This window comes from Solwaraspora sp. WMMA2065, from assembly GCF_030345075.1.
Classification (GTDB): domain Bacteria; phylum Actinomycetota; class Actinomycetes; order Mycobacteriales; family Micromonosporaceae; genus Micromonospora_E.
In genome coordinates, this window is record NZ_CP128361.1 from 4433892 (window position 1) to 4446109 (window position 12218).

At 71.2% G+C, this 12218-nt stretch carries 11 protein-coding genes; 9 read left to right on the forward strand and 2 right to left on the reverse strand.

The window, feature by feature from the left end:
* Positions 1 to 19: 19 nt before the first annotated feature.
* From O7610_RS20190 to O7610_RS20210, 5 genes are read left to right on the forward strand one after another with little or no spacing between them, the layout of a single operon-like run.
* Positions 20 to 1585 (forward strand): ABC transporter substrate-binding protein, encoded by a 1566-nt coding sequence (locus tag O7610_RS20190; protein WP_289211534.1) that lies wholly within the window; start codon positions 20 to 22, stop codon positions 1583 to 1585.
* Complete coding sequence (locus tag O7610_RS20195) at positions 1582 to 2532, forward strand: ABC transporter permease (protein ID WP_289211535.1); 951 nt, start codon at positions 1582 to 1584, stop codon at positions 2530 to 2532. Before O7610_RS20190 ends, O7610_RS20195 begins: the two co-directional genes overlap by 4 nt.
* Entirely contained in the window at positions 2529 to 3374 is an 846-nt protein-coding gene (locus O7610_RS20200) for an ABC transporter permease (RefSeq protein ID WP_281552214.1), read from the forward strand. Before O7610_RS20195 ends, O7610_RS20200 begins: the two co-directional genes overlap by 4 nt.
* Positions 3371 to 4954 carry an ABC transporter ATP-binding protein gene (locus O7610_RS20205; RefSeq protein WP_289211536.1) on the forward strand — a complete coding sequence of 528 codons (1584 nt, stop codon included), beginning with the start codon at positions 3371 to 3373 and terminating at the stop codon, positions 4952 to 4954. The genes O7610_RS20200 and O7610_RS20205 overlap by 4 nt, the downstream gene beginning before the upstream one ends.
* A complete protein-coding gene (locus O7610_RS20210; protein WP_281552216.1) occupies positions 4951 to 5562 on the forward strand; it encodes a GNAT family N-acetyltransferase in 612 nt (203 codons plus the stop codon). The genes O7610_RS20205 and O7610_RS20210 overlap by 4 nt, the downstream gene beginning before the upstream one ends.
* A gap of 21 nt (positions 5563 to 5583) precedes the next feature.
* Here the strand turns inward: O7610_RS20210 and O7610_RS20215 are convergent, their stop codons facing one another.
* Positions 5584 to 5715, reverse strand: a complete 132-nt coding sequence (locus O7610_RS20215; protein ID WP_281552217.1) for a hypothetical protein — start codon at positions 5713 to 5715, stop codon at positions 5584 to 5586.
* 165 nt (positions 5716 to 5880) lie between these two features.
* Between O7610_RS20215 and O7610_RS20220 the strand changes: the two genes are divergently transcribed.
* Together O7610_RS20220 and O7610_RS20225 are read left to right on the forward strand one after the other, a co-directional pair.
* Positions 5881 to 6468, forward strand: a complete 588-nt coding sequence (locus tag O7610_RS20220) for a DeoR/GlpR family DNA-binding transcription regulator (RefSeq protein ID WP_289211537.1) — start codon at positions 5881 to 5883, stop codon at positions 6466 to 6468.
* Between the two features lie 106 nt (positions 6469 to 6574).
* Complete coding sequence (locus O7610_RS20225) at positions 6575 to 7381, forward strand: SAM-dependent methyltransferase (RefSeq protein WP_281552219.1); 807 nt, start codon at positions 6575 to 6577, stop codon at positions 7379 to 7381.
* 57 nt (positions 7382 to 7438) lie between these two features.
* Here the strand turns inward: O7610_RS20225 and O7610_RS20230 are convergent, their stop codons facing one another.
* Positions 7439 to 7792 (reverse strand): helix-turn-helix domain-containing protein, encoded by a 354-nt coding sequence (locus O7610_RS20230; protein WP_281552220.1) that lies wholly within the window; start codon positions 7790 to 7792, stop codon positions 7439 to 7441.
* A 145-nt stretch (positions 7793 to 7937) separates the two neighbouring features.
* Here O7610_RS20230 and O7610_RS20235 point away from each other — a divergent pair, with 145 nt between their 5' ends.
* Together O7610_RS20235 and O7610_RS20240 are read left to right on the forward strand one after the other, a co-directional pair.
* Positions 7938 to 8300, forward strand: a complete 363-nt coding sequence (locus tag O7610_RS20235) for a transcriptional regulator (RefSeq protein WP_475048852.1) — start codon at positions 7938 to 7940, stop codon at positions 8298 to 8300.
* A gap of 365 nt (positions 8301 to 8665) precedes the next feature.
* Positions 8666 to 12112: a discoidin domain-containing protein gene (locus O7610_RS20240; RefSeq protein ID WP_289211538.1), complete on the forward strand. Its 3447-nt coding sequence runs from the start codon at positions 8666 to 8668 to the stop codon at positions 12110 to 12112.
* The last annotated feature ends 106 nt before the right edge of the window (positions 12113 to 12218 follow it).

Sequence of the window (12218 nt, forward strand, 5' to 3'; positions counted from 1 at the left end):
CCTCTGGAAGGAAACCGATATGTCTGCTGTTGCACGACTACGCCGCCGAACATTGCTCGGCGGCGGTGCCGCCGTGACCGCCGCGCTTCTCGCCGGCTGCGGCGCCGACTCCGACGCCCCTGCTGGTTCCGACACCGCCGCCGGCGGCACCCCGAAGAAAGGTGGCCGACTGCGGGTCGCCTTCGCCGGTGGCGGCGCCAACGAGAGCCTCGACCCGCACCTGGCGGGCCTGTTCAACGAGGCGTCCCGGGCCAAGGCGATCTTCGACAAGCTCGCCGACTACGGCCCGGACGTGTCGATCCAGCCCCGGCTCGCACTGAGCTGGGAGCCCAACGCCGACCTCACCCGCTGGCGGGTGCCGCTGCGCGAAGCCACCTTCCACGACGGCCGGCCGGTGCGGGCCGCCGACGTGCTGGCCAGCTACGCCCGGATCACCGACCCGGACCGGGCCTTCCGCGCCAGGTCAAGTCTGTCGCTGATCGATCTGCGGGCGAGCCGGGCCGTCGACGACCGGACCGTCGAATTCGCTCTGACCCGTCCGTTCGCCGAGTTCGGCAACATGCTCGCCGCGTTCGGCGCCTACATCGTGCCTGAGGGCAGCGAATCGTTCGACCAGCCGATCGGCTCCGGGCCGTTCACGTTCAGCAGCTTCACCCCCGGTACGTCGCTGCTGCTGGCCCGGTACCCGGACTACTGGGAGGGCGCCGCGCACCTCGACGAGCTGGAGTACGTGATCGCCAACGAGGAGTCGGCGCGGGTCAACGCGCTGCTCGCCGGGCAGGTCGAGTACGCGCACGACATCAGCCCCACCACGGCCCGCAGCTACGCCGCCGACGACCGGATCGCCATCACCCGGATGGCCAACAGCGGCCTGCAGGGCTTCACCATGAAGCTGGACCGGCCCCCGTTCGACAACCGGGACCTACGGGAGGCGATGTTCCTGCTCACCGACCGGCAGCAGCTGGTCGAGACGGTGCTGTCCGGATCCGGGCAGATCGGCAACGACCTGTTCGGCAAGGGCTACCAGTACTACGCCGACGACATCCCGCAGCGCGAACCCGACCTCGACCGGGCCCGCGCGCTCATCGACCGGGCCGGCGCAAGCGGCCTGCGGATCCCGCTGGACACCGCGCCGGTGGCCGCCGGGTTCGTCGAGGCGGCCAGCGTCTTCGCCGACCAGGCCCGCGCGGTCGGGCTGAACGTCGAACCGGTGCAGCGCAACAAGGACACCTACTGGCGGGAGGTGCTCGACAACGGAGTCATGGCCTGCTTCCGCTCCGGCGCCATGCCGATCGAGACCCACATCTCGCAGCGGCTGCTGAGCACCTCCACGACGAACGCCACCAAGTGGATGCGGCCCGAGTTCGACGACCTCTACGCCACCGCCGTGTCCAGCGCCGACGAAGCGGGCCGGCGGCAGGCGTACGGCGACATGCAGCGGATGCTGCACGCCGAGGGCGGGCTGCTGGTGTGGGGCTTCGCCGACTTCCTCGTCGCCACCACACCCCAGGTCGGCGGGGTGTCCGCCGATGCCCCCGCCAACACCCTCGACTGGGCCCGCTTCGACAAGGTGTGGCTGGCTTGAGCCTGACCCGCTACACGGTTCGGCGGCTGCTGCTCGGCGTCGGGCAGGTCGCCGGCATCACCACCATCGTGTTCGTGCTCACCGAGGCGCTGCCCGGCGACGCGGCGGTGGTGATCGCCGGTGACCAGCCCGACCCGGAGCGGATCGCGCTGATCCGCGAACAGCTCGACCTTGACCAGCCACCGTGGCAGCGGTACCTCGACTGGCTCGCCGGGCTGCTGCACGGAGACTTCGGCGAATCGCTGATCTCCCAACGGCCGGTCCTGGACATGATCGTCGGCAGCGCCGCCGCGACCGTACTGCTGGCCGCCGTGACGCTGCTCGTCCTCGTCCCGATCGCGATCGGCCTCGGCATGCTCGCCGCCCGGCGCGAAGGCGGCCGGCTCGACCGCGCCATCAGCGCCGTCGCCGTCGGTCTCTACGCGGTACCGGAGTTCGCCCTGGCCATCCTGCTGGTCGCGGTTTTCGGCGTACGGCTGGGCTGGTTTCCGCCGACCGCCGTCGGCACCGGCCCCAACCTGCTCGCCCAGCCGGCCGTGCTGGTCCTGCCGCTGCTGGTGCTGCTGGCCCGACCGATCTGCTCACTCAGCCGGCTGACCCGCGCCGGCATGGTCGACGCGCTGCGCTCCGAGTACGTCGCCCACGCCCGCCGCCTCGGCCTCGGTGCCCGTCGCCGGTGGCTGGCCCACGCACTGCCCACCGCCGCCGCGCCGGTCGTGCAGCAACTCGCCCGCACCACCGACTGGCTGCTCGGCGGCGTCATCGTCGTCGAGGCGGTCTTCGTCATCCCCGGTCTGGGTACCGCCCTGGTCGACGCGGTCGCCGCCCGGGACGTCCCCACCGTCCAAGGGCTGTGCGTGATCGTGGCGGTCACCACCGTGGTCGTCAACCTGGCCGCCGACCTGGTCGCATTCCGGCTCGCCCCGCGTGCGGCAGGTGCCCGATGACCGGCCGGGCTCCGATGATCAGCCGGGTTCGGCGGACCGGCCGGGTTCCGCGCCTGGTCACCGGGGTCGTCCTGCTCGCCGTACCGCTGCTGCTCGCTCTCGCCGGTCCGGCCCTGGTCGATCTGGCCCTGGTCGGCAACGGCGCGGACCGGACCCGGCCGTTCGACCAGGCAGGGCTGCTCGGCACCGACTTCGTCGGCCGGGACGTCACCGGGCAGCTCCTGCTCGGCGGCCGGTCCGTCGTCGCGGTCGCCGCCGCCGCGACCGCCCTGGCCTACCTGATCGGCGTACCCGTCGGTCTGTTCGCCGCGCTCACCCGCCGGCGCTGGCTCGACGAGGTGCTGATGCGCCCGCTGGACCTGCTCCTCGCCGTCCCGTCGCTGCTGCTGCTCATCCTGCTCGCCGCCACCGCACCCCAGGGGCCGGTGACGCTGGTGGTAATCGTCGCCGTCATCGCCCTGCCGGAGATCGCCCGGATCACCCGCGCCGCGGCCCTGCCGCTGGCCCACGGACCCGCGATGGAAGCGATGCGGCTCTACCGGGAGACGTGGTGGCGGCGGGCGGTCGGGTACGTCGCCCGGGGTATCCGCCGGGTCCTGCTGGCCGACGCCGGGATCCGGTTCATCGGCGCCGTCTACCTCGTCGCCACCGCCAGTTTCCTGGGCATCGGCGTCGCCCCGGACGCCGCCGACTGGGCCGTCATGGTCGACCGCAACCGCGCCGGGATCTTCCTGCAGCCGTGGGCGGTGGTGGTGCCCGCCGCGCTGCTCGTCGCGCTCGCCGTCGGGGTCAACCTGGTCACCGATCAGCTGCTGGCCACCCGGCCGGAGGTCACGAAGTGATCCGGGTCGACGGGCTGTGCGCCGACGCCGGTGGACAGCGGCTGCTGCGCGACGTGTCGTTCACCGTGGCGGCCGGCGACATCCTCGCCGTCGTCGGCCCGTCCGGCAGCGGCAAGACCACGCTCGGGCGGGCGCTGCTCGGCGAAGCCGGACCCGGCGTCCGGCTTACCGGCGACGTCGAGATCCATGGTCGCCCGGTCAGCCCAGAGACACCGCCGGCCGGCGGCACCGTCGGCTACATTCCGCAGCAGCCGGCGGCGGCGCTGACCCCGGTACGCCGGATCGGCCCGGTGCTGCGCGAGATCGCCCGCCGGCACACCCCGACGCCGTCGCGTCGGACACGGAGCGCCGCCACCCGGCAGGCGGTCCGGGCGGTACTGGCCCGGGTCGGCCTGCCGGACGACCGCGACCTGCTGCGGCGCTACCCGCACCAACTCTCCGGCGGCCAGCAGCAGCGGCTCGTCATCGCGCACGCCCTGCTGGCCGGTGCCCGCGTCCTGGTCGCCGACGAACCGACCACCGGGCAGGACAGCCTCAACCGCCGCGACGTCGCCGCCGAACTACGCCGTCTCGCCGGCTCCGGCGTCGCGGTCGTCCTGCTCACCCACGACCTGCACCTGGTACGGGCGGTCGCCGATGGCGTCCTCATGCTCGACCGGGGCGCCGTCGTCGCCTCCGGTCCACCGGACGCGGTCCTTCCTGACACCCCAGCTCGGCCAGCGCGGACCCCCGCCGCTGACCCGCCGGGCGGTGCCGGTCAGCTGCTGCGGGTCGCCGGGCTCACCGCAGCGCACCACGGCAGCACCGTCCTGCACGACATCGACATGGTCATCGGCCCCGGACAGCGCCTCGCCCTGGTCGGCCGCTCCGGCAGCGGCAAGACCACCGTCGCCCGCTGCCTGGCCGGCCTGCACTCACCGAGCGGCGGCAGTATCGAACTCGACGGCCGCCGGCTCGCCGGCTCGATCGACCGCCGGCAGCGGGGCGACCTCACCACCGTGCAGTACGTCTTCCAGGATCCGCGGGCCAGTTTCCAGCCGTCCGCCGCCCTGCTCGACCAGGTCGCCCGCCCCGCCGTACGGCTGCACCGCCAACCGACCGTCGAGGCGCTGCGGACCGCCCACGACCTGCTGCGTCAGGTCGGGATCGACGATGCTCTCGCCGCCCGCCGCCCCGACCGGCTCTCCGGCGGTGAGCTGCAACGCGCCGCTCTGGCCCGCGCCCTGGTGGCCCGACCCCGGCTGCTGGTCTGCGACGAGATCACGTCCGGTCTCGACCGCGTCAACCAGGACCGGATCCTCGACCTGCTCGACGAAGTGTGCCGCACCCACCGGCTCGCGCTGCTGGTCATCACGCACGACCCGGACGTGGTCGACCGGCTCGCCGACCACGTCACCGTGCTCGACCACGGCCGGGTCGTGGAACACGGTCCCGCCGCCACCGTGCTGCGCGCCGGCCGGCAGCCGCTGACCCGCGCCCTGCTCGACCCTGACCTGCCGCGACCGCGCGACCCCGACCTGCCGCGACATCTGTCGCGACCCGCAACCACGTCCAGCACCGGAGAGATGAGCACCACGTGAACGACCAGAACATCGGTCCGTACGACATCCGTACCGCCACGCCGCAGCACCTCGACGGTGCCCGCAGCGTCATGCTCGACACCTTCTACCAGGTGTTCGGCTACGGCTATCAGCCGCGGTGGCACGCCGACGTCATCGACCTCGCCGGCACCTACCTACGGCCTGAGCGGCATGCGCTATTCGTCGCGGTCAAGGGCGACGAGGTGGTCGCCACCACCGCCGTCCGCGCCGCCGCGCCGAACAGCCCGCCGCATCCCCGCTGGCTGGTCGACCGCTACCCGGCGGCGAGCACCGCCCAGCTGTTCCGGGTCTACGTACGCCCGGAACACCGCCGCAACGGGCTGGCCCGCGCACTGGTCCGACGGGCCGTCGCGTTCGCCGCCGGGCACCCCGGCTACCGGGCGGTCTACCTGCACACCGACACCGGGGTCCCCGGGGCGGAGGCGTTCTGGCGGAGCGTGGCCGAGGTGGTGCACGACCCCCGCGACGGCAGCCCGCACGCCTCCCGGGTGGTGCACTTCGAGATACCGATATCCGTCAATACCCGGCGCGTCCCGGTGGCAGCGGGTTCGGCAGGTCGGAGCCGATGGTCGCGGTCACCGTGCTAGGAGAGAGCCCGTCTGCAAAGGTCACCGTGCTCGGGGCTGCGGCCCGGCCAGGGATTCCGGGTAGGTGAGCACCTTGGTGTAGTTCGCGAACCCGGCGAGAACCGGAATCTCCTGGACGATCACGTTGTCCCGGAACGAGTAGCCGACCACCATGCCCGAGGACCGGTTCTCCTGTGCTGCGGGCGAGTGCGTCGGGCAGGGTCTTCGAGGCGGCGCCGGTGAGCAGCTGTTGCTTGGCCGAGGCGTACGGCGCGCTCAGCAACTCGATCTCGATGTTCGGGTTCTGCGCGGTGAACTCGTCGATGATCCGGTCGAACTTTGCCGACTGGTCCGACGCACCGTCGTCCACACCACACGCCGCGACGAACGCGACTGTCGTCGCGGTCACCGCCCCGCACCGACCGCGCCGTCGACCAGCGGCTCAGCCTGCAGGAGAAGGAGAAGATCGCGGCACTGGCCGCGGCGTTGGTTGAGGACAGCTCGACCATCATGATCAGCAGCGGGACGACGACCCTGGCGGTCGCCCGCAACCTGGGCCGGCACCGCGACCTCACCGTGGCGACGACCAATCTGCTGGTGCCCGGGGCGCTGCCACCCACCGCCATCGGCGACATCGGCGTCGGTGCGGTCGATGCGGAGGCCGGTCGCACGACCAGCAACCTCACCGAAGCCGCGATGACGCAGGAGATGATCTCGCGCGCCGGCCGGGTGGCCATCCTCGCCGACTCCTCGAAGTTCGGCCGCCGACTCTTCGCCCAGGTCTCCGAGCTAAGCAGCGCGGACTACCTGATCACCGACACCCTGCCGCCCGCCGAATTACGGGAGGCGCTGGCCGCGAGCGATGTGAAGGTCGTCACCCCGCCGGCCCCACCACGACAGAGAGGGGCCCGCAACGCGGTCTGCTAGACAGGATCTCCACTCACCACCAGGGGTGCCCTACTGGAGCTCGGCCTGGCCGTCGAACCGCCGCCCCAGTTGCGTCGTCACCCCGCCGTTGCGGAAGAATTACCCCATGACCGAGGATTGGGAGCTCCCTTCAGGCTCCAAGCTAGACACCGCTGTTCCGCACTCGGCGCGGATATGGAACTACTGGCTCGGCGGCAAGGATCACTTCGCGGTAGACCGGGCCGCCGGCGATGAGGTCATCGCCCACATCCCGGACATCCCCATCGGAGCCAAGTCCGAGCGCGCGTTCCTCCAGCGGGTGGTCAGGTTCCTCGTCGGGGACGCCGGCATCCGCCAGTTCCTCGACGTCGGCACCGGGCTGCCCACAGCGGACAACACCCACGAGGTCGCGCAGTCCCTGGACCCGCGCTGCCGGGTGGTCTACATCGACAACGACCCGCTCGTCATGGCACACGCGCGTGCGCTGCTGGCCAGCACGCCGGAAGGCAGTTGCGACTACGTCGAAGCCGATCTGCGGCAGCCGGACGCGATCCTCGCGTCCGCGCGGCGGACGCTCGACTTCTCGCAGCCGATCGGGCTCATGCTCCTCGGCGTCGTCAACCACATCATGGACGACGATGTGGCGTACGGCTCCGTCGCACAACTGGTGCAGGCGATGCCCGCCGGCAGCTACCTGGTGCTCACCCACTCCACGGCGGAGATCCACGGCGAGCCGATGCTGCGCGTGATGCGGGAAACCACCGAACGCGGCGGCACGCCGATCCGCGCCAGGACCAAAATCGAGCTCGAACGCTTCTTCGGCGGGTTGGACCTGCTGGAACCCGGCGTCGTCACGTGCTCACGCTGGCGCCCCGACCCGGAGTCCGACGAGCCCGAGGTCTACCTTTTCGGCGGTGTCGGCCGCATCGGCTGAGCCACCACAGCTCATCTTGTCGTCTGGCGGTCAACAGTTCGTGGCGGCAGGTCGGCGTTAGCGGCCGGGTGGTTGGCCGTGGAGGCGGGCGAAGGCGCGGTTGAAGGCGAACTCGGAGGTACAGCCCATCCGGTGGACGATGGTGTCGCGTAGCGCGCGGGCGACCACGTTGAGGTGCCAGCGGGTGAGGTAGGTCAGTGGTGGTTCGCCGACGTGGCGGGCGAAGCGCCGCACAAGGGTGGCACGGGGGACGTTGACCGTCACGGCGAGGGTGTCCAGGGGGCCAGTCGTGACCGGGTCGCTCGTGCAGGACGGCCAGAACCTGCGCGGTGAGCGGGTCACGTAGGCAGCGTCCCGGCAGTGGTGGATCCCGTCGGCACCCGGGGCGATCGCGGGTCTGGTGCTCTTCACGGTGCTCGAGCTTCTGCGCCACTCGACTCGGCGAAGGGTCACGGGACGACCGTCATGAGCGCCTGCACCCCCGCGTCCACAACAACGTCGTGGTGACCGTGCCCCGCCTCGATCCGGTCATCCACGCACCCCACCGCCTGCACATCTGTTCTCTGCTGACCCCTCGAACGAGGCCGAGTTCCAGGTGCTGCGAGAGGCACTCGGGATCAGCGACTCGGCACTGTCCAAGCACATCAAACAGTTGGAGGATGCAGGCTACCTCAGGCTGCGCAGGGCTACGCTCAACGGTCGCCGACGGACGTGGGCGCAGCTTACGCCTACCGGACGGCGGGCCTTCGCCGCACATGTCGAAGCGCTGATGGAGATCGCATCGCTCGCGCGCACCTCCCAGCATCTCCCCCCGCCCGGTCTCCGACCACACCAGCGCCCCGACGAGCCCAACCTGCGGCTCAGGACGACCGACGTGTCGACGACGCGCGCAGAGGAGTACGGACATCCATGCACATGACCTCTGGAACTGACGGCTAGTGACAACGCGATTGCGTAGTCAGCCGGCGAGCCGTTGACCAGGTGTTTCGGGGCCAGCTCGGTCTCTACGGGGGCGTGACAAGCGGGTGAGGCCGCAGCCTACCCGCCGGCGTCATCCCTCGCCCCGCGTCGGCAGTCTGACCGGCGGTCGGCCGTGAGCTGATCGACGTGGGGCCAGGCCAGGCGGGATCGCTGTTCGCAGTACCGGCCCGCCCGACAAGATCACAGTTTGGTCGTGAACCTCGGGGCAGGGTCGGTTCGTCATGTTGATGAAGCCTGCTGGCGGGCACGGACGATGCGGGCCGATCAAGGTTCGGCGACGGAAGCAGAGATGACGACATGCAGATGGACCGAACACAGGCATCGGGTTCGGCGGCGCTCCGCTGGCTCCGCGACACGGTCGCCATCGTCGGCGATGCCGAGGGTGGGACGATCGCGGAACTGGCCCGGTCGATCCCTCCGGTCGCCGGCGTTGTAACGGTCGTTGGACAGCTCAGCGGACCGGCGGACTGGCGAGCGGTTGCCGAGTCGCTCCCGATCGCGGTTCCCCCTCGCACCTCGGCGATGCTGGCTGTCGCCGGCGCCGGCTCAGCCGCAGTCGGCGTGGCGGGCCCGGCCCCGGCGGCGGTGGTCGCCGAGCAGCTCGGGTCCGAGGTGCTGGCCCCGGCCGGTAGGCTGCTCCTGGTTCCCGGTGCTGCACTGTTCGCCGTCGAAGGGTTCCGACGGTTCCGCCCGGGGGCAGCGCCGGTTCCCGCCGGGCGGCGGCACCCGGCGCCCGCCTGGGAGGCCGCCATAGATTCTCTCTCGGCGGGCGGCAGCCACGGTCTGACCCGGGTCGCGATCCCGGCCGGCCTGTGGGTCTATCCGCAGCGACCGGATACGACCGCACCGGGACCGGACGATCTGGCCTACGCCATCCCGGTCGATGTGGAGCGGCCGGTCCTGCTGGTCGGGCGCCCCGGTCACCCGACACCTGATGTGGACGAGGTGGCGGCAGTGGTCGACGCCCTCCCGGTCGAGCTCCGTACCCGCCTGATCGTCGTGCCCTACGGCCCCGGAGCGATGGTCTGCCGAGAGCTGACCCGGACACTGTGTGACCGCTGGCGCGGCACCGTCACGATGGCTACCGGTCTGCCGACGCTGGACACGGCTGGCCGGACGGTGGCGATCGCTGTCGACGCCGAACCGGCACGCTGCTGGCCGCAACCCGTCCGCCAGATTGTCTTCCCGCCGTCCGGGGTGCCTCGGGTGATAGGGCCGGTCGAGGCGCTCGCCAGCCTGGCCTCTGCTGGATCCGCTCCGGCCGAGACCACCATCTACCGGTGGAACGAGCGATGGGTGGTCGAGGCCGTACAGTGCGGGTTGTGGGTCCGCCCGCCGTTCGCCGGCCGACACGGTCCGGTGGTGCGTGACCGGCCGTGGAATCCGGGCAGACTGGAAGTCTTCGTCGGAGTGCCCGGCAACCCGCCAGGTGACGACGTCCGGTCGGTGATACACGAACTGTTGGCCCGGCTGCCTGCCGCGGCTCGTCGGCGGGTCGTCATCTCCCCGGTGGAGGTGGCGAGAGACCTGGGGCTGGGCCTCGCACCGAGTAACGACGCGCCCGACATCGTGCTCGTCAACGACGGAACTGAACCGCCCGAGTGGTGGCGGGCCGATCCGCGGCTGTTCTCCGTACTGGTTGGCTCCGCTGCCGGTGACCAGGTGGTGACCCAGGCCGGTGAGGTAGGACCGGGCGAGCTCGGCGAGATCGTCGCGACGCACGATGGATGGGCCGGGCGGCCGATCCTGTTGCTGTCGGCTGATCCGGTGCCACGCGAGTTCTGCCAACGGCTGTCCGACCAGCTCCAGGCAGCGGTGGTCAACGGCGGCCCGCCCAACGGTGACTGGTCAGCAGTCCTGCCCCGGCGGATCGGGCGGGACGAGCCGAGATCGGTTCAGCTCACCGGCGCGTTTCCGTTCCCGGACGACGACCTGACGGCACTGGTCGAGGTGCCGCTGGGAGAATCGGCTCGGGCGGGCCGACCGGCGGACTTCGGTATCCGGTCGACGCTGGACCTACGAGTCAAGCGGGATGCTGCCGGCGAGGTGCATCACCGGGACGCAATGCCGCCGACCACCACGCCCATGCCCGACCCGGTACTCGTGGTCGGTCGGGGCCCGGACGCCGACCGACCGTTCCGATTGTTCGACATCCCGGCCGGAGTGTGGTTCGTAGCCACCGCGGTCGCGACGCAACGGCCGGGATGGGCGCACAGTGGCGTCCGGATCAGGCTGGACGTCGAGCAGATCGACCAGGTGAACCTTCAGTTGCTCGCCAACTACCTCGGTGCCGAGGTCATGGTGCCTGCTGACCGGCTCCACGACCATTCAGGCGGAGACACCGCAGGCCTGTGGCATACGCGATCCCGCTCGCCAGCGGCGCACCGCAGTGATCCGGCGCGGGCGTACGCCGACCTACCTCAGGCCGAGCATCCGGACGTCACGGCCGGCATCCGGTACGCAGTCGCCCTGCGCGGCCTACCAGATCGTGCGGTGCCTGCGGATCCGCCGGTCGCGCGCGCCCTGCTCGAACGGCCGGCACCGGTCTCTCGGCCCGCCGCGGGCGGCGAACAGGCATGGGCCCCTGTCGAGGCGCCGGGCGACCGAGCCGGTCCGGCATCCGGCGGTCCGCTCGTCAACCGTATCCACCAGCGAGCAGATGACGCCGGTCTTGCCGACTCTGAGGCTGACGACGTCACCGAGCAGTCGGCTCATCCGACAGCTGAGGTGATCCCCGCCGGGGTGGCCCCGGCGGAAGTCGAGGCTGGGGAACCAGACGAAGTCGAGTCCGGGCCGGCGGCGGCTATCACCGAGTGTGACGCCGGGAAGCCCGAGGCGCTGGTGACCCCGGGCCCGGCGCGGCAGAAGCCGGTCACCGACCGGCCCCCGGCCTTGATCCCTGTGCCAGTGCCGGCGCTGTCCGCTCCCACGGTACCGCTCCGGGTTTCGGCACCCGCCGAGCAGCCGGCCACACTGCACACCCGGCGGAATGTGCGGGCTGGTCTCGTGGCGGCGGCATTCGTCGCGATCGTGGCGCTAGCCAGCGGTGCTGTGACGCAGATCCTGGACGCCGACGACGCGGTGGCCGAGCCACCCCCGTCGAATCTGCAGGTGACGACCGCACTGGCACCGACACTGGCGGCCACGCCCGGGGCCGACAGCGTCGAATCGGCTACCCCGCCGATCACCCCGGTCGGGTCGACCCCGGCCGTCGCGTCGTCGACGGTTGCAGTCAGCCGGACAGAACCGGCACCGGGTCCGACGACCGCCGGCCCGCCGGCTCCGGTCCGGACGACCGCCCCGGCACCGGCCCCGGTCCGGACGACCGCCCCGGCCACGCCGGTCAGCGGGCGGACGAACTCGGGCGGTCGCAATCTGGCCCTCGACGCCTCGGCAACCGCATCCAGCATCGAGGGCACGAACTGGGCGGCGAAGCTCGCCGTCGACGGCGACGGGAGCACCCGGTGGAGCAGCGCGTGGCAGGACCCGCAGTGGATCAAAGTTGATCTCGGTGAGAACTGGGTCGTTACCGAGGTACGCCTGTCCTGGGAGTCCGCTCACGCGTCGGCCTACCGTGTGGAGTTGTCCCGCGACGGGGTGAACTGGACGACGGTGTTCAGCACCAGCAACGGGACGGGCGGCAGCCTGGTCGTCGATGTGCCGTCGCTCGTTGCCCGCTATGTGCGCATGTACGGCACCTCCAGGTCGGGCACCTACGGGTACTCGTTGTACGAATTGGAGGTACGTTGACGCCGTGGGCTTCATGCTTCTTCTGTTCGGAATAGGCCAATTTGTTTGGGGCTTGTAGAGAGATCTGTGTAACGGATTGAGATGAATATCCGTTATGGCCGGAGGA

What these genes read in the sequence shown, in the direction of transcription:
- O7610_RS20190 (WP_289211534.1), top strand. Translation starts at nt 20, where the DNA reads ATGTCTGCTGTTGCACGACTACGCCGCCGAACATTGCTCGGCGGCGGT.
- O7610_RS20200 (WP_281552214.1), top strand. Translation starts at nt 2,529, where the DNA reads ATGACCGGCCGGGCTCCGATGATCAGCCGGGTTCGGCGGACCGGCCGG.
- O7610_RS20215 (WP_281552217.1), bottom strand. Translation starts at nt 5,715, where the DNA reads ATGGTGGTCGGCTACTCGTTCCGGGACAACGTGATCGTCCAGGAGATT.
- O7610_RS20225 (WP_281552219.1), top strand. Translation starts at nt 6,575, where the DNA reads ATGACCGAGGATTGGGAGCTCCCTTCAGGCTCCAAGCTAGACACCGCT.
- O7610_RS20240 (WP_289211538.1), top strand. Translation starts at nt 8,666, where the DNA reads ATGGACCGAACACAGGCATCGGGTTCGGCGGCGCTCCGCTGGCTCCGC.